Source organism: Streptomyces sp. NPDC050658 (assembly GCF_044457025.1).
GTDB lineage: Bacteria > Actinomycetota > Actinomycetes > Streptomycetales > Streptomycetaceae > Streptomyces.
The window spans coordinates 913,645-934,741 of record NZ_JBITGM010000002.1; the positions used below are offsets into that span (position 1 = coordinate 913,645).

A 21,097-nucleotide genomic window follows, 5' to 3' on the forward strand; every position below is an offset into this window, starting at 1 on the left:
GCTCCCGGGGATCGCATACAAGGCGCCCGCGCGTACCTTCACCGCGCTTTCGGCACGTACCCGCCGGGCGCACGCCCCTGGGAGCCCCAGCGCCCCCACGGGCCCCGTCAGCCGCGCCGCGGCGCCAGTTCGAACCAGACCGTCTTGCCCTGGCTCGTACGGCTCGTGCCCCACTCCTTGGCGAGCGCGCTGACCACCCGCAGGCCGCGCCCGTACTCGTCGTCCGGGCCCGCGCTCAGCAGCGTGGGCAGCGTGTGGTCGTCGTCCTCGACCTCGCACATCAGCGTGGCCCCGGAACGGACCAGACGGAGTTCGACCCGGCCGCCGCCGGAGTGCCGCACGGCATTGGTGACCAACTCACTGACGAGCAGTTCGGCCGTCTCGGTCAGGGGTTCGCAGGACCAGTCCCGCAGCCGGCCGCGGACCATTTCGCGCGCCCTGCTCACCTCGCTCGGGTCGAGCGCGAGGCCCCAGCGGGCGACGTCCTCGTCCGCGACGCCGTTCAGCCGGGCCATCAGGAGCGCCACGTCGTCCTTGCGGCCGCCGCGCGTGTTGAGAGCCCGGATGATCGTGTCGCAGGCGTCGTCCATGGAGGCCGCCGGGTGCGCCGCGGACTCGGTGAGCGTGGCGAGGCCGACGCCGATGTCCTCACCGCGCACCTCGACCAGGCCGTCGGTGCACATGAGGAGCCGGTCGCCGGGCGTGACGGCCACGGTGACCGCCTCGAAGGGCACGCCGCCCACGCCGATGGGCGCCCCCGTCGGCAGGTCGAGGAGTTCGCTGCGGCCGTCGGCGGCGCGGACCAGGACGGGCGGGATATGGCCCGCGTTGGCGAGGTGCAGCTCCCCCGCGATGGGGTCGTACACCGCGTACAGGCAGGTCGCGAGATAGTGCTCGCCGAGCCGCTGCGCCAGGTCGTCGAGGTTGCGCAGGAGCTGTGCGGGCGGCAGGTCGAGGGCGGCCATCGTCTGTACGGCCGTACGCAACTGGCCCATCATGGCGGCCGAGTTGAGGCCGTGTCCCATGACGTCGCCGACGACGAGCGCGGTCCTGGATCCGGGCAGCTTGACGGAGTCGAACCAGTCGCCGCCGACCCGGCCGAGGAGGGTGCCCGGCAGATAGCGCGTCGCGATGTCGCAGCCGGTCATCCGGGGCGCGATGTGCGGGAGCATGCTGTCCTGGAGGGTGTCGGCGACGCTCTCCTGGTACGTGTACATGCGGGCGTTGTCGAGCACGAGGCCCGCGCGGGCGGCGAGTTCGGCGCCGGTGACGCGGTCCATGTCGTTGAAGACGGGCCGCTCGCGGTGGCGCAGCAGGATCATGAACCCGAGGACCACATTGCGGGCCTTCAGCGGTACGACGAGCATCGAGCGGTGGTTGATGAGCGGGCGGATGTCGCGCTTCTCGAACTGCGCGGCGATCGCGTTGCCCATCTCCTCGGTGATGCGCGGCACGAGCACCGGATCGCCGGAGGTCATGCACTGGAAGAACGGCGTGTGCGCGGGGAACGGCATGGATTCGCCGACCGGTACGACGTCGTCCCAGCGGCCCGGCTCGTCCGTGTGCTCCACGGCGACGCGGTGCCACAGCGTCGTCGCGTCCGGCGGCCCGTCGGGGAACCCCTCGCCGGCGACGACCTGTTCGCGCAGATAGGTGCCGGCGACGTCCGTGAAGCGCGGCACGACGGCCCTGCTGACCTCGACGATCGTCTGCGACAGGTCGAGGGAGGAGCCGATGCGTCCGCTGACCTCGTTGAGGAACTCCAGGCGTTCGCGCACCGCGGCGTACTCGATGTCCTCGCCCTCGTCGGCGGCGTCCGGCGCCGGTGCGAGGCCCGCGGCGGCGGCCGCCTCCTCTCGCCGCCTGCGCTCCTTGCGCTCGGTGCGCCGCGCCACACCCCAGTCCGGGGTGACCGGCACCCGGTCGTACTTGCTGAACTCCAGGACGGGATAGCCCAGTTCGAGGATCTGGGAGACGATGCGGGAGCTCTCGCCGACGCTCATGCTGGGCAGGATCTCGGGCAGCCTGCTCGCCAGCTCCTCGGCGCCGGGGAAGTCGGTGTGCAGGGCGAAGCCGGGCGCTATCCGCTCCACCTGGCCCGGCGCGAGGCTCTCGGCGTCGGCGAGCCGGTCGGCGTCCGCCGCGAGGACGAGGAGCCGCTCGGGCCCCGGGCCGACGAGCGGATACGCCCACCACAGCACGTCCACGCGGCTGTCGTCGCGGCTGTCGTCGCGTCCGGGCGCGGAGAGCCTGGCGCGGCCTGCCGCCGGGTAGGAGATGTGCCCGTCGAGCGAGGATCCCAGGTCGGGGCCGAGGCCGTCGTACGCCGCATAGGGTTCGTACGCGTCGGGGATGGCGCCCGCGACCGGCAGCAGGTCTCCCGCGGGGACGCCGACGGCGTCCTCCCTGCTGTAGCCGAACAGCCGTCGCGCGCCGGTGCTCCAGTGGGAGACGAGGCCAGCGCCGTCGACGACGACCACGGCCAGCGGGATCCGGCCGGCCACGGCTTTCCGCCCCACCGGCCCGCCCGGGGTGCCCTGATCCATGGCCCATGCTCCTTCCGGCGGCACCGCGAAGACCTGCGCCGCCCCAACCACCGTACGACCGGTGCAGGTTGCCGTGCGGCGCAATGGGGGAATTGGCCCGCGCCGGGCGCCACCGGCGTGCGACGGGTCGCCTCAGTCCTCGTGCCCCAATTGCAGGTCCCTTTCGGTACGTCCGCCGCCCGCGACCTGGAGCACGGTCGCCACCGGCGGATACCCGGCCGCGATGACCGTGTACTCGCCGGACGACAGGTCGATGAACCGGAAGGAGCCGTCCGCGCCGGTCGTGAGGGTGTCCACGACGTTGCCCGCCGCGTCGAGCAGCGTCACGCGCGCGTCCTCGACGGGCCGCCCGCCGCCGGCCCGCACCGTCCCGCGCAGCACCGCGCCGCCCGCCAGCTCGACGTCCTGGCGGGTCTCGCGGGAGGCCTGCACGGTGACGGGGAGCGCGGCGGGGCGGAAGGCGGGGGCGCTGGCGGCGAGGGTGTACTCGCCGGCCACCAACTCCGTGATCACATAGCCGCCTTCGCGGCCGCTGCGGGTGGTGGCGACGACTTCGCCGCGTACGTCGGTGAGGGTCACCGCGGCGTCCCTGACGGGCGTGCCGTCGGCGGTGAGGACGCTCCCGGCGAGCCGTCCCGCGCCGCCCAGCACCACGTCGAGCTCCACGGGGCGTTCGCCGACGGTGACGGTGACCGCCTGCGGCTGGTGCCCGCCGGCGGCGGCGATCAGGACGAACGATCCGGCGCCCGGCGTGGAGAGCGCGTACCGCCCGTCCTCGCCGCTGGCGCCGCGGCCGATCTGCCGGCCGCCCACGTCGATGAGGGTGAGGGCGGCGCGGGGCACGACGGTGCCGTCCGGGTGCTGCACGGTGCCGCATACGGGGACTCCGGCGGCGTTCCCGGTGCGGGCCTGCGGGATGGAGGTGGGCTCGGCCGTGGGGGCGTTCTGGGACGCGGCGCTGGACAGGGGGGTCTCCTTGAGGAAGAAGGCGATCAGCATGCCGAGGACGAGCACCGGCACCAGGTAGAGGAAGATGCGCGGCATCGCGTCGGCGTAGGCCTGGATGTAGCCCTCGCGCAGCGGCGCGGGCAGCGCGTGGACGAGCTGCGGGGTGATGGACTCTGGGTCCGGCAGGCCCGAGCCGGCCGGGATGCGGTCGGCGAGGGACTCGGCGAGCCGGTCGGCGAAGAGGGTGCCGAAGATCGCGGCGCCGACGCTGCCGCCGATCTGCCGGAAGTAGTTGTTGGCGCTGGTGGCGGTGCCGAGGTCGGTGGGGCGTACGGAGTTCTGTACGGCGAGGACGAGGACCGGCATGACGAGGCCGACGCCCGCGCCGAGTACGGCCATCCAGATGCTGTAGTGCAGCCGGGGCGTGTCGACCTCTAGCCGGGAGAGCAGCCACATGCCGACGACGGAGAGCAGACCTCCCAGGATCGGGTAGATCTTGTAGCGCCCGGTGTGGCTGATGAGCTGCCCGGCGAGGATGGAGGCGCCGACGACGCCGCCCATCATCGGCAGCATCAGGAGTCCGGACTCGGTGGCGCTCGCCCCGTCGACCATCTGCAGGAAGGTCGGGAGATAACTGGCCGCTCCGAAGAGGGCGACTCCGACGACCATCCCCACTAGGCCGGTGATGTTGAAGACCGAATCACGGAAAAGTCGCAGCGGGATGATCGGTTCTGCCGCGAACCGCTCGGCGACGAGGAAGAGCACGGTGGAGACGAACGCACCGGCGGCGAGCCCCAGGATGACGCGGGAGCCCCAGGCGTATTCGGTCCCGCCCCAACTGGTGAGGAGCACAAGGCAGGTGGAGGCGGCGGCGAGCAACAGGGCGCCGAGGACGTCGAGTCGGGCCTTGGCGGTGGGCCTCGGCAGCTTGAGCACGAAGCTGACGACGGCGAGGGTGACGAGCCCGAACGGCACGTTGAAGTAGAAGCACCAGCGCCAGGTGACGTGATCGGTGAAGAACCCGCCGAGCAGCGGTCCGGCCACCGACGCGAGACCGAACGCGGCGCCGATGAGCCCCATGTAGCGGCCGCGTTCGCGGGGCGGCACGATGTCGGCGATGATCGCCTGTACGCCGATCATGAGGCCGCCGGCGCCGATGCCCTGGATGGCGCGGAAGGCGATGAGCTGGTCCATGGTCCGGGACCATCCGGCGAGCGCGGACCCGACGACAAAAATGACGATGGCGAACTGGAAGACGCCTTTGCGCCCGAAGAGATCCCCGAGCTTCCCGTAGATGGGAAGCCCGATGGTCGAGGTGAGCAGATAGGCGGTGATGGCCCAGGACATCTTGTCCAGGCCGTGCAGTTCGCCGACGATCTTCGGGAGCGCGGTGGCGACGATCATCTGCTCCAGCGCGGCGAGCAGCAGCGCGAGCATGAGCCCGACGAAGACCATCCGGACGCGGGCGGGGCTGAGGCCCTGCACGGTGGCCGCGGGGTCGGGTGGCTGCGGCGCCCCGGCCGTCGCCGGCAGCGGCGCACCCGCCGCCTCGACCCGCTCGGCGCCTTTGACCAACGTCGTCCCGCCCACGTCCTGCTCCCCTCGTCACGCCTGCGCCGCATTTCTCGCATTACGCGACAACTGCGAGCAAGCGCGACGAGCCGCCCTTGCGCGGGGCCCGGCGCACGTAAGCGCCGGTGGGAGCCCTACGGCGTACAACTGCACCGAACCGAAAACCACTCGAAACGGTGAGCGTGACAACAACCCTGATGGGCTACGGAACTTGACCGGGCCGCCACGCGCCCCGAAGGCGGTGGCGTGGGCGGGCTACTTCTCCACTTCCCCGGCCAGCTTGCCGAGCACCTCGTCGTAGATCCGCCCGAGTCCCTTGGGCGCGAAGGTCTTCTCGAAGAAGCCGCCGATGCCGCCGGCCCCGTTCCACACGGAGGAGACGACGACACGCGCCTTGCCCTCGCCGGCCGGGGTGACGGTCCAGGTGGTCACCATGGACGAGTTCCGGTCCTTCTCGACCAGCTCACCGTCGTTGGGCTCACTGACCTCGAGCAGGCAGTCCCGGATCCGCTTGCTGGTGGCCTGCAGCTTCCAGTGGACGAGCGTCCCCTCGCCGTCCCCGCCCTCACGCACCTCGTACTCGCTGAAGTGCTCCGAAAGGATCTTCCCGCGCGTGCCTTCGTAGTCGGCCAGCGCGTCGAAGACGTCCTCCGGCTTAGCCGCGATGATCCGCTCCGTGGTCGCCTCGACCTGCGCCATTGCACTTCCTCCAGCACTCGGTGTCTCGGGTGGTTCCCGGAAAGCCAACCACCCTGCCTGCCGGGGCCCCAAATCGGGGTCGGGTATCCGGTCGCACGATCAAGGGAACATGTGTTCTATTCTGTGGTCAGTGCTACCGAGGAGGCGTCATGCGTTGGGAGAACCTTGCCGACGGGCCGTCGCGGAGGGGTGTGGATGCCGCGCTGTTCGGTGCGGACGCGGTGACCACGCGGACCTTTGACACGCCCGAGTTCCGTGGGATCACGTTTCACGAGGTCCGGGCCCGGACGATCGTGAACCGGGTGCCGGGGGCCTCGCGCATGCCCTTCGAATGGACCGTGAATCCGTATCGGGGGTGCACGCACGCGTGCGTGTACTGCTTCGCGCGCAAGACGCACAGCTATCTCGACCTGGACACCGGGCTCGGCTTCGACAGTCAGATCGTCGTCAAGGTGAACGCCCCCGAGCTGCTCCGGCGGCATCTCGCCTCGCGGCGCTGGCAGGGGCAGCACATCGCCATGGGGACCAACGTCGACTGCTATCAGCGGGCCGAGGGACGGTACGGACTGATGCCGGGGATCATCGCGGCCCTGCGGGATCACGCGAATCCCTTCTCCATCCTGACGAAGGGGACGCTCATCCTGCGCGACCTCGAACTGCTGCGGCAGGCCGCCGCCGTCACGGACGTCGGCATCTCCGTCTCCGTCGGGTTCGTCGATCATGAGCTGTGGCGCACCGTCGAGCCCGGCACGCCCGCTCCGGAGCGGCGGCTCGACGTCGTACGGACGCTGACCGGGCACGGGATCGGGTGCGGGGTGCTGATGGCGCCCGTCATTCCCTTCCTCGGCGACCGGCCCGAGCAGCTGCGGGCCACCGTGCGCGCCGTCGCCGCCTCCGGAGCGACCTCCGTGACCCCGCTGGTGCTGCATCTGCGGCCCGGCGCCCGCGAGTGGTTCATGGCCTGGGTCGGGCAGCACCACCCCCACCTCGTACGCCGCTACGAACGGCTCTACGCGGAGGGCGCGTACGCCCCCAAGTGGTACCAGCGCCGCATCACCCGCCAAGTGCACGAGCTGGCCGAGGAGTTCGGCATCGGCCCCGCCCGCGCGGGCACCGCCCGTCGCATCCGCGTGCCCGAGGAAGCCACAGCACCGGAGCCCGCACCCGGCGGAACGCAGCTCACGCTGCTCTGACCCCGAGGGCCCCCGAGGGCCCCCGCAGCACGGCGACACTGCACCGAACGGTGCGCCTTCACGTCATTTCTCCGCAGAATGCCCACTTCCCTGCGGACTTTCCGGGACGATGCCGCGGGGACCGTGGCCCCCACGGTCCAAAACCCCCCATCCCGGGAGGCCCGATGAAGAAACGCGCCGTCGCCCTGTGCGGCGCCGCCGCGGTGGTGGCCTCGATGGTCACGGCCGCGGTGCCCGCCGCGAGCGCCGACAGCACCAGCGTCCCGCGCACCCCCGCACTCACCTGGAAGAAGTGCGCGACCAAGGACTACCCCACCCTTCAGTGCGCCTCACTGAAGGTCCCGCTCGACCACGACCGGCCGCACGAGCGACAGATCACCCTCGCGCTGTCCCGCGTCCCGCACACCGCGAAGAAGTCCCAGGGCCCGCTCCTGGTCAACCCCGGCGGCCCCGGCGGCAGCGGCCTCACCCTCGCCGGATTCGTCGCGAAGTCGCTGCCCGCCAAGGTCGCGGCCCAGTACGACGTCATCGGCTTCGATCCGCGCGGCGTCGGCAAGAGCGAGCCCGCCCTCAACTGCCGCCCCGGCCACTTCAAGCCGGTACGCCCCGACACCGTGCCCGCCACGCACGCGATCGAGAAGGCGAACCTCGACCGGGCACGGTCCTTCTCGAAGGCGTGCGCCCAGAAGTACGCGGACATCCTGCCGTTCATCGACACGGTGAGCGCGGTCAGGGACATGGACGCGATCCGCTCGGCCCTCGGCGCCAAGAAGATCAACTACTTCGGCTACTCGTACGGCACCTACCTCGGCGCCGTCTACGGAAAGCTCTACCCGGAGCGCGTGCGCCGGATGGCCCTGGACTCCATCGTCGACCCGACGGGCGTCTGGTACGACGACAACCTCCAGCAGGACTACGCCTTCGACGCCCGCCACAAGGCGTTCGCGGCCTGGGTCGCCCGGCACGACACGACGTACAAGCTCGGCAAGGACCCCGCGAAGGTCGAGGCCAAGTGGTACGAGATGCGCAAGGCGGTCGCCAAGAAGCCCGCGGGCAAGAAGGTCGGCGCCGGCGAGCTGGAGGACACCTACCTCCCCGGCGGCTACTTCAACGGCTACTGGCCGCTCCTGGCCGAGGCGTTCGCCGCGTACGTCAACGACAAGGACGCGGACCCGCTGGTGGAGGCGTACGAGAACTTCGGCGCGGTCGACGCGGCGGGCGAGAACGGCTACAGCGTGTACGCCGCCGTGCAGTGCCGTGACGCCGGCTGGCCGCGCGACTGGGGCACCTGGCGCGAGGACAACTGGGCGGTGCACGACAAGGCACCGTTCATGGCCTGGAACAACGCCTGGTACAACGCTCCGTGCGCGTTCTGGCCCACGGAGTCCCTGGAGCCGACGGACGTGTCCAACTCCCAGCTGCCCCCGACGCTGCTCTTCCAGGCGACGGACGACGCGGCCACGCCGTACGAGGGCGGCATCACGATGCACCGCAAGCTGCGCGGCTCGAGCCTGGTCGTCGAGCAGGGCGGCGGCAACCACGGCATCACGCTGTCCGGGAGCAAGTGCCTCGACCAGCACCTGGCGACCTATCTGGAGAGCGGCAAGGTGCCGCGCAGCGGCGGCGAGATCGACGCGGTGTGCAAGGCGCTGCCCGACCCCAAGCCGCTGAGCACCAAGGCCGGTTCGGACCGCGGGGCCACGCTGCACGGCCTGCTGGGCTTCCGCGGCTGAGCGGCAACACGTAAGGCCGGCGGGGGCGTTGTCGTACCCATGGTCCAGGATGGACGTATGAGCCGACTGACCCACATCAACGCTCCCACCGGCGTCGCCCCCGCCACGCAGTACACCCACGTGGTCCTGGGCACGGGCCGGTTCGTGGCGATCTCCGGTCAACTCCCCCTGGACAAGGACGGAAACCTGGTCGGCGAGGGCGATCCGGCGGCGCAGGCGCGGCAGGTCTTCGACAATCTCTGGCACTGCCTGGTGGCCGCGGGCGTCAGCTTCCGGGACGTCGTGAAGCTGACGTACTTCGTCACGGACATGGCGTACATGCCCGCGATCCGCTCCGCTCGGGACACCTATCTCGACCCGGCACGCCTGCCCGCCGCCTCCGCCGTGCAGGTCTCCGCGCTGGTCGCCCCGGAGTACCTGATGGAGATCGAGGCGTACGCGGTGCTGTAGCGCACCGCCGCCCGCCGGCCCGCCCGCTAGCTGCCCGGCAGCCGGGCCAGCGCCGCGGACGCCGCCGCCGCGAGGCGGGGATGGCCGCTCGCCTTCGTCAGGACGTCCCTGGCCCGCGGATCGCCGAGCGCCCCGAGGCCCTCCACACACGCGAGCGCGATCTTCCCGTAGGGGTCGTACGGGACGAGTCTGCGCTCCAGCGTGGTGATCAGGGCGGGCACCGACTCGGGCGCGCGCAGCTCGGTCAGCAGCCGCACCGGGTGCAGGGCGTAGGCGATGCGCAGTTCATTGGTGGCGAGGGCGGCCGCCGCGCGGGCCGTGCGCGGATCACCGAGCCGGGCAAGCGCGTACGCGGCGGCGGCGCACCGCGAGGGATCCCGGTGGTTGAGGAGCAGCACGAGCGACTCGAACGCCCTGCTGTCCCCGGCGGCCCCGAGCCGCACGGCCGCCAGCTCCCGTGCCCACAGCGGCTGTCCGGCCGCCGCGAGCACTTCGGCCAGCTCCTCCAGATCTCCGGTCGCCGCCAGCCTCTCGTAGGCCTTCGAGACCCCCGCCTCGCGGCGTAAGCGTTCCGTCACCGTCCGCAACTCCACGTCCATGTCCGGGAGCCTATCCGCGATGTAGATCACAAACACCGGGGACTGGCGCGCTCGTTACTCGCCGGTTAGTCTCATGTGAGCGGGGCACACTCCCCGCAAGCAGTTGTTTTCCTCGTGGCGGCCTGGTGACGCAGCCGTGACGAGTGCAAGTCGGTTCGGTACTTCAGGTACCTCAGCTCCACCCAGTACGACGCGGCCCCGGGACAGGGCCGGTCGGCTTCTCACGGGCGTGCGCGTGCTCGCCGCCCGGTCACGACACGCAGCTCCGCCTTCCGTACGCCTGGCATCCCTCGAACGCCCGCGTGCGCCCCTCAGTCGTCACTCACCTTCCTGGAGTCCACACATGGACACTCCCCTGAACACTGTCGCCGTGATCGGTCTCGGCACCATGGGCACCGGCATCGCCGAGGTCCTCGCCCGCGCGGGCCGTGAGGTCATCGGCATCGACATCAGCGAGGCCGCCGCCGCCCAGGCGGTGACCGCCGTCGAGTCGTCGACCGCGCGGGCCGTGCGCCGCGAGCAGCTCACCGAGGACGAGCGGCAGGCCGCCCTCGCCCGCTTCCGCACCTTCACCGACCTGACCGCCGCGGCCGAGGCCGACCTGGTGATCGAGGTCGCCCCGGAGTCGTACGAGATCAAGCAGCAGATCGTCCGTGAGCTGGACGACGTCGTGCGCCCCGAGACGATCATCGCGACCGGCACCAACGCGCTCTCCGTGACTCGCCTCGCCGCCGAATCGCAGCGCCCCGAGCGGGTGTTGGGCCTGCACTTCTTCAACCCGGCGCCCGCCATGAAGCTGGTCGAGGTCGTCTCGTCGGTGCTGACCGCACCCGCCGCCGTCGCCGCCGTCACCGATCTCGCGTACGCACTGGGCAAGGAGCCCGTGGCGGTCGGCGACCGGCCCGGCTTCGTCGCCGACGGGCTGCTCTTCGGCTACCTGAACCAGGCCGCCGCGATGTACGAGGCGAAGTACGCGTCCCGCGAGGACATCGACGCGGCGATGCGGCTCGGCTGCGGTCTGCCGATGGGCCCCCTCTCCCTGCTCGACCTGATCGGCGTCGACACCGCCCGCACCGTCCTGGACGCCATGTACGCCGAGTCCGGCGACCGGCTGCACGCCCCCGCCCCGATCCTCAAGCAGCTCAGCGAGGCGGGCCTGACCGGCCGCAAGTCGGGGCGCGGCTTCTACTCGTACGAGGAGCCGGGAAGTTCGACCGTGGTGCGGGACGCGCTGACCCCGCTGGAGGGCGGTCCGCGGATCGGTGGCCGGGAGATCAGGTCGGTCGGCGTCGCCGGTTCGGGCACGATGGCGTCCGGCATCGCCGAGGTGTTCGCCAAGGCCGGCTACGACGTGGTGCTCGCCGCGCGCAGCGAGGAGAAGGCGGAGAAGGCCAAGTCCCGTATCGGCAAGTCGCTTTCGCGCTCTGTCGACAAGGGGCGGATGACCGCGGAGACCGCCGCCAAGACCCTGGACCGGATCACTCCGGCCGGTTCGTACGACGCGTTCGCCGACGTCGACCTGGCCCTGGAGGCGGTCGCCGAGGACCTGGAGATCAAGCAGCAGCTCTTCGGGATCCTGGACAAGGTCTGCAAGCCGGGCGCGATCCTGGCGACCACCACCTCGTCGCTGCCGGTCGTCGCCTGCGCCCGTGCCACCACGCGCCCCGGCGACGTGATCGGCATGCACTTCTTCAACCCGGCTCCGGCCATGAAGCTGGTCGAGGTGGTCCGCACGGTCCTGACGGCCGACGACGTGCACGCGACCGTCCGCGACGTCTGCGCGACGATCAAGAAGCACCCGGTGGACTGCGGCGACCGCGCGGGCTTCATCGTGAACGCCCTGCTGTTCCCCTACCTCAACAACGCGATCAAGATGGTCGAGGAGCACTACGCCTCGCTCGACGACATCGACGCCGCGATGAAGCTCGGCGGCGGCTACCCCATGGGCCCCTTCGAACTCCTGGACGTCGTGGGCCTCGATGTCTCGCTCGCCATCGAGAAGGTGCTGCACAGCGAGTTCCGCGACCCGGGCCTCGCTCCCGCCCCGCTGCTCGAACACCTGGTGGCCGCGGGCTGCCTCGGCCGCAAGACCGGCCGCGGCTTCCGCGAATATGCCCGGCGCTAGGCCGGGCACGGAGGCGGGCGCGCCTGGCGACAGACCGCGCACGGACTGGGGAGGGCTGCTCGATCCGTCGGGCGGCCCCGTCCCACACGAGCACTCGGCTGCGCATATGCAGTACGTTCGGGGCATGCCCAAGGCCGCCAAGTCCTCACGTACGCCCGCTACGCCCGACACTCCGGAGAGTGCCGCGGGCAGCCGCGCCGCCGCCCAACGACTCAAGATGCGCCGGGAGCTGGCGGCGGCCGCGATGGAACTCTTCGCGTCCAAGGGGTACGAGGCGACGACGGTCGACGAGATCGCGGCACAGGCCGGTGTCGCACGACGGACCTTCTTCCGGCACTTCCGCTCCAAGGAAGAGGCGATCTTCCCCGATCACGACGACACCCTGATCCGCGCGGAGGCGGTGCTGAACGCGGCGCCGCCGCACGAGCACCCGCTGGACACCGTGTGCCGCGGCATCAAGGAAGTCATGAAGATGTACGCCGCCTCGCCCGCGGTGTCCGTGGAGCGGTACCGCCTGACACGCGAGGTGCCCACCCTGCGCGAGCGCGAGATCGCCTCGGTGGCCCGCTACGAGCGTCTTTTCACGCGCTATCTCCTGGGCCACTTCGACGAGCAGGCCCACCATGACGGCAACGACGATCCGCTGCTCGCGGAGGTCGCGGCATCGGCGGTGGTGACCGCGCACAACCACGTCCTGCGGCGCTGGCTGCGGGCGGGCGGCCAGGGGGACGTGGAGACCCAGCTGGACCACGCCTTCGCGATCGTCCGCAGGACCTTCGGTTCGGGCATCGGGGCGGGGCGTGACACCGGCACCGCTCCGGCGGCCTCGGTGAGCACCGGCGGGGATGTTCTCGTCACCGTGGCGCGGACAGACGCACCGCTGGACGAGATCATGCGGACGATCGAGAAGGCACTGCGGGAGCGGGCCTCGTAGGTCCGGATTCGCACCTGTTTGTCCTCGGCTTTTACGGGGGCGCTACTGCCGAGTAGCGCCCCCTTTCGCATGTCCGCACACCCTCTGACCTGCACTGATCGATCATCTATCAAAAACTCATGGCACCCAGTGTCTTGCCCACTGGCACGCGGTGCCATACGTTGATGTTGTCCGGGCGGCCGGCGTGCAGAGAACTTCCGTACGCCGGCTGTCCCCACAAGCCACGGCTCGTGCGCCCGGACGCCTGCGTCACAGGCAACCTCCCGCGCCACACCAAGCGCTGCCGAGCTCCACCCTTCGCCGAACCGACGGCACACCCTCCACCACCTGCACCAGCAGCACCCGACGTAACCCTCAAGAGCGTGCTCCCCTCAGAGGGGGGAGTCGCACTTCGCCGGAGGCATCACCGTGAAGGAAATCCTGGACGCGATCCAGTCGCCGGACACGACGTCCGCCGACTTCGCCGCTCTCCCCCTGCCCGACTCGTACCGCGCGATCACCGTGCACAAGGACGAGGCCGAGATGTTCGCCGGGCTCGAGTCCCGCGACAAGGACCCCCGCAAGTCCCTGCACCTGGACGACGTCCCCGTCCCCGAACTCGGACCGGGCGAGGCCCTGGTGGCCGTCATGGCCTCCTCCGTCAACTACAACTCGGTCTGGACCTCGATCTTCGAGCCCGTCTCCACCTTCAGCTTCCTGGAGCGCTACGGCCGCCTGAGCGAGCTCACCAAGCGCCACGACCTGCCCTACCACGTCATCGGCTCCGACCTGGCGGGCGTCGTGCTGCGCACCGGCCCCGGCGTGAACGCCTGGAACCCCGGCGACGAGGTCGTCGCCCACTGCCTCAGCGTCGAGCTGGAATCCTCCGACGGCCACAACGACACGATGCTCGACCCCGAGCAGCGCATCTGGGGCTTCGAGACCAACTTCGGCGGCCTCGCCGAGATCGCGCTGGTGAAGTCCAACCAGCTGATGCCCAAGCCCGACCACCTCAGCTGGGAAGAGGCGGCCTCCCCCGGCCTGGTCAACTCCACCGCCTACCGCCAGCTCGTCTCGCGCAACGGCGCCGGCATGAAGCAGGGCGACAACGTCCTGATCTGGGGCGCCAGCGGCGGACTCGGCTCCTACGCCACCCAGTTCGCGCTGGCCGGCGGCGCCAACCCGATCTGCGTGGTCTCCAGCGAGGACAAGGCGGAGATCTGCCGGAACATGGGCGCCGAGGCGGTCATCGACCGCCGCGCCGAGGGCTACAAGTTCTGGAAGGACGAGCGCACCCAGGACCCCAAGGAGTGGAAGCGCTTCGGCAAGCGCATCCGCGAGTTCACCGGCGGCGAGGACATCGACATCGTCTTCGAGCACCCCGGCCGCGAGACCTTCGGCGCCTCGGTCTACGTCACCCGCAAGGGCGGCACCATCACCACCTGCGCCTCCACCTCGGGCTACATGCACGAGTACGACAACCGCTACCTGTGGATGTCCCTCAAGCGGATCATCGGCTCGCACTTCGCCAACTACCGCGAGGCCTGGGAGGCCAACCGCCTCATCGCCAAGGGCAAGATCCACCCGACGCTCTCCAAGACGTACTCCCTGGAAGAGACCGGGCAGGCCGCCTACGACGTGCACCGCAACCTCCACCAGGGCAAGGTCGGCGTCCTCGCCCTCGCCCCCGAAGAAGGCCTGGGCGTGCGCGACCCCGAGATGCGGGCCAAGCACATCGACGCGATCAACCGCTTCCGTAACGTCTGAGGGCTGAGGGTTCGCACATGACAGAGCGTCAGAAGGACCGGCCGTGGCTCATGCGGACCTACGCCGGTCACTCCACGGCCGAGGCGTCCAACGAGCTGTACCGGCGCAACCTCGCCAAGGGTCAGACGGGCCTCTCGGTCGCGTTCGACCTGCCGACGCAGACCGGCTACGACCCGGACCACATCCTCGCCCGTGGTGAGGTCGGCCGGGTCGGGGTCCCCGTCTCGCACGTCGGCGACATGCGACGGCTGTTCCAGGACATCCCCCTGGAGCAGATGAACACCTCGATGACGATCAACGCCACGGCCATGTGGCTTCTGGCGCTCTATCAGGTGGTCGCGGAGGAGCAGGGCGCGGACATCACGCAGCTCCAGGGGACGACGCAGAACGACATCGTCAAGGAGTACCTCTCGCGCGGGACGCACGTCTTCCCGCCGGGGCCCTCCCTCCGCCTCACCACCGACATGATCACGTACACGGTGGCGAACATCCCCAAGTGGAACCCCATCAACATCTGCAGCTACCACCTGCAGGAGGCCGGGGCCACTCCGGTGCAGGAGATCGCGTACGCGATGTCCACCGCCGTCGCCGTGCTCGACGCCGTCCGCGACTCGGGGCAGGTCCCCGAGGAGAAGTTCGGCGACGTCGTCGCCCGTATCTCCTTCTTCGTGAACGCGGGCGTCCGCTTCATCGAGGAGATGTGCAAGATGCGCGCCTTCGGCCGCATCTGGGACCAGATCACGCGCGAGCGGTACGGCATCACCAACCCCAAGCAGCGCCGCTTCCGCTACGGCGTGCAGGTCAACTCGCTCGGTCTGACCGAGGCGCAGCCCGAGAACAACGTCCAGCGCATCGTCCTGGAGATGCTGGCCGTCACGCTCTCGAAGGACGCACGCGCGCGTGCCGTGCAGCTGCCCGCCTGGAACGAGGCGCTCGGTCTGCCCCGGCCGTGGGACCAGCAGTGGTCGCTGCGCATCCAGCAGGTGCTCGCGCTGGAGAGCGACCTGCTGGAGTACGAGGACATCTTCGCCGGCTCGCACGTCATCGAGGCCAAGGTGGAGTCCCTCGTCGAGGAGTCCCTCGCGGAGATCGACCGCATCGAGCAGATGGGCGGCGCGATGGCCGCCGTCGAGTCCGGCTACCTGAAGTCGCAGCTGGTCTCCTCGCACGCCGAGCGCAGGGCCCGGATCGAGGCCGGCGAGGACAAGATCGTCGGCGTCAACTCCTTCGAGACGACCGAGCCGAACCCGCTCACCGCGGACCTGGACACGGCGATCATGACGGTCGACCCGGCGGTCGAGCCCCGCGCCGTGAACGCCCTCAAGCACTGGCGCGACACCCGCTACCAGCCGCCGTTCAACCACCCGCGCCCCTGCAAGGCCCTGGAGCGCCTCAAGGAGGTCGCCGCGGGCACGGGCAACCTCATGGAGGCCACCCTGGAGTGCGCACGCGCCGGTGTGACGACCGGGGAGTGGGCAGGTGCCCTGCGGGAGGTCTTCGGCGAGTTCAGGGCGCCTACGGGCGTCTCAAGCGCTCCGGTGGCCGTCACGGCGGAGGAGGGCACGCCGCTCGCCCTCGTCCGCGAGAAGGTCGCCAAGACCGCCGCCGACCTCGGCACCGGCAAGCTCCGCTTCCTGGTCGGCAAGCCGGGCCTGGACGGGCACTCCAACGGCGCCGAGCAGATCGCGGTGCGTGCGCGTGACGCCGGTTTCGAGGTGGTCTACCAGGGCATCAGGCTCACGCCCGAGCAGATCGTCGACGCGGCGCTCGCCGAGGACGTACACGCCGTGGGCCTGTCGATCCTCTCCGGCTCGCACGCGCAGCTCGTCCCGGACGTCCTGGTGCGGCTGCGCGAGGCGGGCGCGCCCGACATACCCGTGATCGCGGGCGGCATCATCCCCAACAGCGACGCCGAGGACCTGAAGGCCGCGGGTGTGGCCGCCGTCTTCACCCCCAAGGACTTCGGCATCACCGAGATCATCGGCCGTATCGTCGACGAGATCCGGAAAGCGAACAAGCTCGACCCTCTGGAGGTCCCCGCATGACCGCGCCCATCAACCGCCTGCGCCCGCGCCGTTCGTGCCTGGCGGTTCCCGGCTCCAACCCGCGCTTCCTGGAGAAGGCCCAGGGCCTCCCCGCCGACCAGGTCTTCCTCGACCTGGAGGACGCCTGCGCGCCGCTCGCCAAGCCGGAGGCCCGGCACACCATCGTCAAGTTCCTCAACGAGGGCGACTGGACGGGCAAGACGCGGGTCGTGCGCGTCAACGACTGGACGACCGAGTGGACGTACCGCGACGTCGTCACGGTCGTCGAGGGCGCGGGCCAGAACCTCGACTGCATCATGCTGCCGAAGGTCCAGACGGCCGACCAGGTCGTCGCGCTCGACCTGCTCCTGACCCAGATCGAGAAGACGATGGGCTTCGAGGTCGGCAAGATCGGCATCGAGGCGCAGATCGAGAACGCGCAGGGCCTCAACAACGTCAACGCGATCGCGCAGGCCTCGCCGCGCGTCGAGACGATCATCTTCGGCCCGGCCGACTTCATGGCGTCGATCAACATGAAGTCCCTGGTCGTCGGCGAGCAGCCGCCCGGCTACCCGGCGGACGCCTACCACTTCATCCTGATGAAGATCCTGATGGCCGCCCGCGCCAACAACCTCCAGGCGATCGACGGCCCCTACCTCCAGATCAAGAACGTCGACGGCTACCGCGAGGTCGCGGGCCGCGCCGCGGCCCTCGGCTTCGACGGCAAGTGGGTCCTGCACCCCGGCCAGGTCGAGGCGGCCAACGAGGTCTTCTCGCCCTCCCAGGAGGACTTCGACCACGCCGAGCTGATCCTGGACGCGTACGAGTGGTGCACGTCCGAGGCGGGCGGCAAGAAGGGCTCGGCGATGCTCGGCGACGAGATGATCGACGAGGCCAGCCGCAAGATGGCGCTGGTCATCTCCGGCAAGGGGCGTGCCGCCGGCATGACCCGCACCTCCAAGTTCGAAGCCCCGGAGGCGTAAGACCCATGCAGTTCGGCCGCACCTACGAAGAGTTTGAAGTCGGCGCCGTGTACAAGCACTGGCCCGGAAAGACGGTCACGGAGTACGACGACCACCTCTTCTGTCTCCTGACGATGAACCACCACCCCCTCCACATGGACACCAACTATGCGGAGAAGACGACGGACTTCGGGAAGAACGTCGTCGTGGGCAACTACATCTACTCGCTGCTCCTCGGCATGTCCGTCCCGGACGTCTCCGGCAAGGCGATCGCCAACCTGGAGATCGAGTCGCTCAAGCACGTGGCGCCGACCTTCCACGGCGACACGATCTACGGCGATACGACGGTCCTGGACAAGACGCCTTCGCGGTCGAAGAACGACCGCGGGATCGTCTACGTGGAGACCAAGGGCTACAAGCAGGACGGCACGCTGGTCTGCGTGTTCCGCCGCAAGGTGATGGTGCCCACCGAGACGTACATCAAGGAGCGCGGCGGCGAGCAGCCCGGCCGCCCCGAGCTGCTTGACGTTCCCAAGAAGAGCCAGGAGAAGTAGCCATGAGCCGACTCGCGCAGACCGCCGGTCTCACCGACGTCCAGCAGGAGATCCTGTCCACCGTCCGGGACTTCGTCGACAAGGAGATCATTCCTGTCGCCACGGAGCTTGAGCACCGCGACGAGTACCCGCAGCAGATCGTCGACGGCCTCAAGGAGTTGGGCCTGTTCGGCCTGATGATCCCCGAGGAGTACGGCGGTCTGGGCGAGTCGCTGCTCACGTACGCGCTGTGCGTCGAGGAGATAGCGCGTGGCTGGATGTCGGTCTCCGGCATCATCAACACCCACTTCATCGTCGCCTACATGCTCAAGCAGCACGGCACACAGGAGCAGAAGGACACCTTCCTGCCGCGGATGGCGGCCGGCGAGGTGCGCGGCGCGTTCTCCATGTCGGAGCCGGGCCTCGGCTCCGATGTGTCGGCGATCACGTCCAAGGGCGTCAAGGACGGCGACGAGTACGTACTCAACGGTCAGAAGATGTGGCTGACCAACGGCGGAACGTCGACTCTGGTGGCCGTTCTGTGCCGGAGTGACGAAGGACACCCCAGTCCAGAAACAGCCACGGCGCCCCACAAGTCGATGACGACCTTCCTCGTCGAGAAGGAGCCCGGCTTCGGAGAGGTCCGTCCCGGTCTCACCATTCCCGGGAAGATCGACAAGATGGGTTACAAGGGCGTCGACACGACCGAACTCATCATGGACGGACTGCGCATTCCGGCCAATCGCGTGCTCGGCGGGGTCACCGGCCGAGGGTTTTACCAAATGATGGACGGCGTCGAAGTCGGCCGCGTGAATGTCGCCGCGCGTGGCTGCGGCGTCGCTCAGCGTGCATTTGAACTGGGTGTCTCGTACGCCCAGCAACGTCACACTTTCGGCAAGGCGATCGCTCAGCACCAGGCGATTCAGTTCAAGCTGGCCGAGATGGCTACCAAGGTCGAGGCCGCCCATGCGATGATGGTGAACGCAGCACGCAAAAAGGACTCCGGGGAACGAAACGACCTCGAAGCAGGGATGGCGAAGTACCTCGCCTCCGAATACTGCAAAGAAGTCGTAGAGGACGCGTTCCGGATTCATGGCGGCTACGGCTTCTCGAAGGAGTACGAGATCGAGCGGCTCTACCGCGAGGCTCCGATGCTGCTGATCGGCGAAGGTACCGCCGAGATCCAGAAAATGATCATTGGGCGGCGACTGCTCGAAGAGTATCGATTCCAGGGCTAAATGTCCGAGTTGGGGTGTTATCACCGAGAAGAAGATCACACCCTGTCAACACTCTTCGGCCGTCGACTCGGCTTCCTGGCTTGCCCAGTTGTGGCTCGCAACCGATAGCATCCGGAAAAAGCCGCCGTCCCCCGTTAACTGCGCGGCATCATCCGCTACGAAGGTCATCCATGCCCCACAGCCAAACCTCTGCACCACGCGGTCGGGTCCGCCTCGCGCGCGGAGCATCGCCGTGGCTCCTCCCGACCGTCGCCACCGCGGCGCTCAGCCTCGTCCGTGCGCGCCGTGCCCCCAGGCCGGGGGTTGCCGCGGCCGTAGCCGTACCCACCACCGCCCTGGCGGCGGGCATGCTGTGGTTCTTCCGCGACCCCGAGCGCGAGATCACCCAGGGCCGGGTGATCTCGCCGGCCGACGGTGTGGTGCAGAGCATCATGCCGTGGAAGGACGGACGCACTCGCGTCGCGATCTTCATGAGCCCGTTGAACGTCCACGTCAACCGCGCGCCCCTGGCGGGCACGGTGACGTCCGTGGAGCACATCCCCGGCGGGTTCGTCCCGGCGTTCAACAAGGAGAGCGAGAACAACGAGCGCGTCGTCTGGCACTTCGACACCGAGCTCGGTGACATCGAGATGATCCAGATCGCCGGCGCGGTCGCGCGGCGCATCGTTCCTTACGTGCCCCAGGGCACGAAGGTGGAACAGGGCGAACGGATCGGTCTGATCCGCTTCGGCTCCCGCGTCGACATCTACCTCCCCGAGGGTGTCGAAGTGGACGTCGAGGTCGGTCAGAAGACCGTGGCTGGGGTGACTCGAATTGACCGTGGTTGATCCTGAGACACAGGCAGGCTGGGTTCCCGAGGCGACGGAGGAAGAGGCCGACGAGGAGATGCCTCTCTCACTCCGCCTCTCGATAGCGGACACCCTCACGCTGGGCAACGCGACGTGCGGGTTCATGGCGGTGTACTTCACCACCACCGGGATCCTCATCCCGCACCTGTCGGGCGACGAGTCGGGCATGGCCCGCAACAGCGCGGCCACCGCGGTGATACTGATGCTGTGCGCGGCGGTCTTCGACCTCTTCGACGGCCTCGTCGCCCGCAAGCTGCGGTCGTCGCCGATGGGCGCGGAGCTGGACAACCTCTCCGACCTGATCAGCTTCGGCCTGGCACCGGCGTACTTCGTTCTCGTGTACGGCATGGTCGCGAGGGACGCGCACGAGCGGGTCGCGGCGGTGGGCGCGATCGTGGTCTTGCTGGCGGTGGTGCTGAGGCTTGCGAGATTCTCCTGCGTGACCGTGAAGGACGGCACCTTCCAGGGCATGCCGTCGCCCTTCGGGGCGCTGACGGTCGTCTCGATCGTGCTCCTGGAGCTGCCCTTCGTGGCGACGCTCCTGGCGATCATCGGCACGGCGTGGCTCATGGTCAGCCGGGTCGAGTACCCGAAGCCGCGCGGTCCGCTGGCGGTGGCCATGCTCGCGTGGATCGTCTCGGCCATGGGGCTGCTCGCGGCCTGGGCGTTCGACGCTCCGGGCGGCCAGCTGCTGCTGCAGACCGGCTGCGCGCTCCAGCTCGTCCTCGGCGCGGTGATCCCCCTCTTCGCCACGGCGCGGCGGGTGCACAACTTCCGGGACAACCGGCGTGAGGCGCGGGCGGCGCAGGTGCCGTAGCGGCGCAGGTGCCTAGCGGCGCTCGAACCGTGTGTGAGCGGGCCCGAACCCTTGTGGTTCGGGCCCGCTTCGCGTTGTGTGGATCGCCTCGGCCCGCTTATCGCCTCGGCCCGCTTTGCGTACCGCAGAT

At 69.6% G+C, this 21,097-nt stretch carries 16 protein-coding genes; 12 read left to right on the forward strand and 4 right to left on the reverse strand.

Annotated features, from left to right (window positions below; translation table 11 throughout):
* Nucleotides 1–107 precede the first annotated feature (107 nt).
* From ACIBKX_RS10840 to ACIBKX_RS10850, 3 genes are all read right to left on the reverse strand, one after another.
* Complete coding sequence (locus tag ACIBKX_RS10840; protein WP_363273954.1) at nucleotides 108–2,546, reverse strand: SpoIIE family protein phosphatase; 2,439 nt, start codon at nucleotides 2,544–2,546, stop codon at nucleotides 108–110.
* A gap of 132 nt (nucleotides 2,547–2,678) precedes the next feature.
* On the reverse strand, nucleotides 2,679–5,084 hold the full coding sequence (locus ACIBKX_RS10845) for an MFS transporter (RefSeq protein WP_399375724.1): 2,406 nt from the start codon (nucleotides 5,082–5,084) through the stop codon (nucleotides 2,679–2,681).
* Between the two features lie 237 nt (nucleotides 5,085–5,321).
* Nucleotides 5,322–5,765, reverse strand: coding sequence for an SRPBCC family protein (locus ACIBKX_RS10850; protein ID WP_363273955.1), 444 nt, complete (start codon nucleotides 5,763–5,765; stop codon nucleotides 5,322–5,324).
* Nucleotides 5,766–5,914: 149 nt separating this feature from the next.
* Between ACIBKX_RS10850 and ACIBKX_RS10855 the strand changes: the two genes are divergently transcribed.
* The 3 genes from ACIBKX_RS10855 to ACIBKX_RS10865 all read left to right on the forward strand — a co-directional run bounded on the left by ACIBKX_RS10855 (nucleotide 5,915) and on the right by ACIBKX_RS10865 (nucleotide 9,141).
* Nucleotides 5,915–6,958, forward strand: coding sequence for an Rv2578c family radical SAM protein (locus ACIBKX_RS10855; protein ID WP_363273956.1), 1,044 nt, complete (start codon nucleotides 5,915–5,917; stop codon nucleotides 6,956–6,958).
* A gap of 164 nt (nucleotides 6,959–7,122) precedes the next feature.
* The gene (locus tag ACIBKX_RS10860; RefSeq protein WP_363273957.1) at nucleotides 7,123–8,691 is read left to right on the forward strand and encodes an alpha/beta hydrolase; all 1,569 of its coding nucleotides are present in this window, start codon (nucleotides 7,123–7,125) and stop codon (nucleotides 8,689–8,691) included.
* A gap of 57 nt (nucleotides 8,692–8,748) precedes the next feature.
* Nucleotides 8,749–9,141 carry a RidA family protein gene (locus tag ACIBKX_RS10865; RefSeq protein WP_363273959.1) on the forward strand — a complete coding sequence of 131 codons (393 nt, stop codon included), beginning with the start codon at nucleotides 8,749–8,751 and terminating at the stop codon, nucleotides 9,139–9,141.
* Between the two features lie 26 nt (nucleotides 9,142–9,167).
* On the opposite strand, the gene ACIBKX_RS10870 is transcribed toward ACIBKX_RS10865, so the two are convergent.
* A complete protein-coding gene (locus ACIBKX_RS10870) occupies nucleotides 9,168–9,740 on the reverse strand; it encodes an adenylosuccinate lyase (protein WP_363273960.1) in 573 nt (190 codons plus the stop codon).
* A 343-nt stretch (nucleotides 9,741–10,083) separates the two neighbouring features.
* On the opposite strand from ACIBKX_RS10870, the gene ACIBKX_RS10875 reads away from it, so the two are divergent.
* The 9 genes from ACIBKX_RS10875 (at nucleotide 10,084) to pssA (ending at nucleotide 20,967) form a co-directional block, all read left to right on the forward strand.
* Complete coding sequence (locus tag ACIBKX_RS10875) at nucleotides 10,084–11,865, forward strand: 3-hydroxybutyryl-CoA dehydrogenase (RefSeq protein WP_363273961.1); 1,782 nt, start codon at nucleotides 10,084–10,086, stop codon at nucleotides 11,863–11,865.
* A gap of 124 nt (nucleotides 11,866–11,989) precedes the next feature.
* Entirely contained in the window at nucleotides 11,990–12,799 is an 810-nt protein-coding gene (locus tag ACIBKX_RS10880) for a TetR family transcriptional regulator (protein WP_363273962.1), read from the forward strand.
* A gap of 408 nt (nucleotides 12,800–13,207) precedes the next feature.
* Nucleotides 13,208–14,545, forward strand: a complete 1,338-nt coding sequence (gene ccrA / locus ACIBKX_RS10885) for a crotonyl-CoA carboxylase/reductase (RefSeq protein ID WP_363273963.1) — start codon at nucleotides 13,208–13,210, stop codon at nucleotides 14,543–14,545.
* 17 nt (nucleotides 14,546–14,562) lie between these two features.
* The gene (locus ACIBKX_RS10890) at nucleotides 14,563–16,590 is read left to right on the forward strand and encodes a protein meaA (protein WP_363273965.1); all 2,028 of its coding nucleotides are present in this window, start codon (nucleotides 14,563–14,565) and stop codon (nucleotides 16,588–16,590) included.
* Nucleotides 16,587–17,552, forward strand: a complete 966-nt coding sequence (locus tag ACIBKX_RS10895; RefSeq protein ID WP_363273966.1) for a CoA ester lyase — start codon at nucleotides 16,587–16,589, stop codon at nucleotides 17,550–17,552. Before ACIBKX_RS10890 ends, ACIBKX_RS10895 begins: the two co-directional genes overlap by 4 nt.
* A 5-nt stretch (nucleotides 17,553–17,557) precedes the next feature.
* Nucleotides 17,558–18,085: a MaoC family dehydratase gene (locus ACIBKX_RS10900; RefSeq protein WP_363273967.1), complete on the forward strand. Its 528-nt coding sequence runs from the start codon at nucleotides 17,558–17,560 to the stop codon at nucleotides 18,083–18,085.
* A gap of 2 nt (nucleotides 18,086–18,087) precedes the next feature.
* A complete protein-coding gene (locus ACIBKX_RS10905; protein ID WP_363273969.1) occupies nucleotides 18,088–19,302 on the forward strand; it encodes an acyl-CoA dehydrogenase family protein in 1,215 nt (404 codons plus the stop codon).
* Nucleotides 19,303–19,472: 170 nt separating this feature from the next.
* Nucleotides 19,473–20,129, forward strand: coding sequence for a phosphatidylserine decarboxylase (locus ACIBKX_RS10910; RefSeq protein ID WP_363273970.1), 657 nt, complete (start codon nucleotides 19,473–19,475; stop codon nucleotides 20,127–20,129).
* Nucleotides 20,116–20,967 (forward strand): CDP-diacylglycerol--serine O-phosphatidyltransferase, encoded by an 852-nt coding sequence (pssA, locus tag ACIBKX_RS10915; protein WP_363273971.1) that lies wholly within the window; start codon nucleotides 20,116–20,118, stop codon nucleotides 20,965–20,967. Before ACIBKX_RS10910 ends, pssA begins: the two co-directional genes overlap by 14 nt.
* Nucleotides 20,968–21,097: the final 130 nt, after the last annotated feature.

Bases quoted from the DNA above. Each gene is read 5' to 3' on its own strand.
- ACIBKX_RS10870 (WP_363273960.1), bottom strand. From the start codon at position 9,740: ATGGACGTGGAGTTGCGGACGGTGACGGAACGCTTACGCCGCGAGGCG.
- ACIBKX_RS10905 (WP_363273969.1), top strand. From the start codon at position 18,088: ATGAGCCGACTCGCGCAGACCGCCGGTCTCACCGACGTCCAGCAGGAG.
- ACIBKX_RS10875 (WP_363273961.1), top strand. From the start codon at position 10,084: ATGGACACTCCCCTGAACACTGTCGCCGTGATCGGTCTCGGCACCATG.
- ACIBKX_RS10840 (WP_363273954.1), bottom strand. From the start codon at position 2,546: ATGGATCAGGGCACCCCGGGCGGGCCGGTGGGGCGGAAAGCCGTGGCC.
- ACIBKX_RS10850 (WP_363273955.1), bottom strand. From the start codon at position 5,765: ATGGCGCAGGTCGAGGCGACCACGGAGCGGATCATCGCGGCTAAGCCG.
- ACIBKX_RS10880 (WP_363273962.1), top strand. From the start codon at position 11,990: ATGCCCAAGGCCGCCAAGTCCTCACGTACGCCCGCTACGCCCGACACT.
- ACIBKX_RS10865 (WP_363273959.1), top strand. From the start codon at position 8,749: ATGAGCCGACTGACCCACATCAACGCTCCCACCGGCGTCGCCCCCGCC.
- ACIBKX_RS10900 (WP_363273967.1), top strand. From the start codon at position 17,558: ATGCAGTTCGGCCGCACCTACGAAGAGTTTGAAGTCGGCGCCGTGTAC.
- ACIBKX_RS10860 (WP_363273957.1), top strand. From the start codon at position 7,123: ATGAAGAAACGCGCCGTCGCCCTGTGCGGCGCCGCCGCGGTGGTGGCC.
- ACIBKX_RS10910 (WP_363273970.1), top strand. From the start codon at position 19,473: ATGCCCCACAGCCAAACCTCTGCACCACGCGGTCGGGTCCGCCTCGCG.
- ACIBKX_RS10895 (WP_363273966.1), top strand. From the start codon at position 16,587: ATGACCGCGCCCATCAACCGCCTGCGCCCGCGCCGTTCGTGCCTGGCG.
- ACIBKX_RS10855 (WP_363273956.1), top strand. From the start codon at position 5,915: ATGCGTTGGGAGAACCTTGCCGACGGGCCGTCGCGGAGGGGTGTGGAT.
- ACIBKX_RS10890 (WP_363273965.1), top strand. From the start codon at position 14,563: ATGACAGAGCGTCAGAAGGACCGGCCGTGGCTCATGCGGACCTACGCC.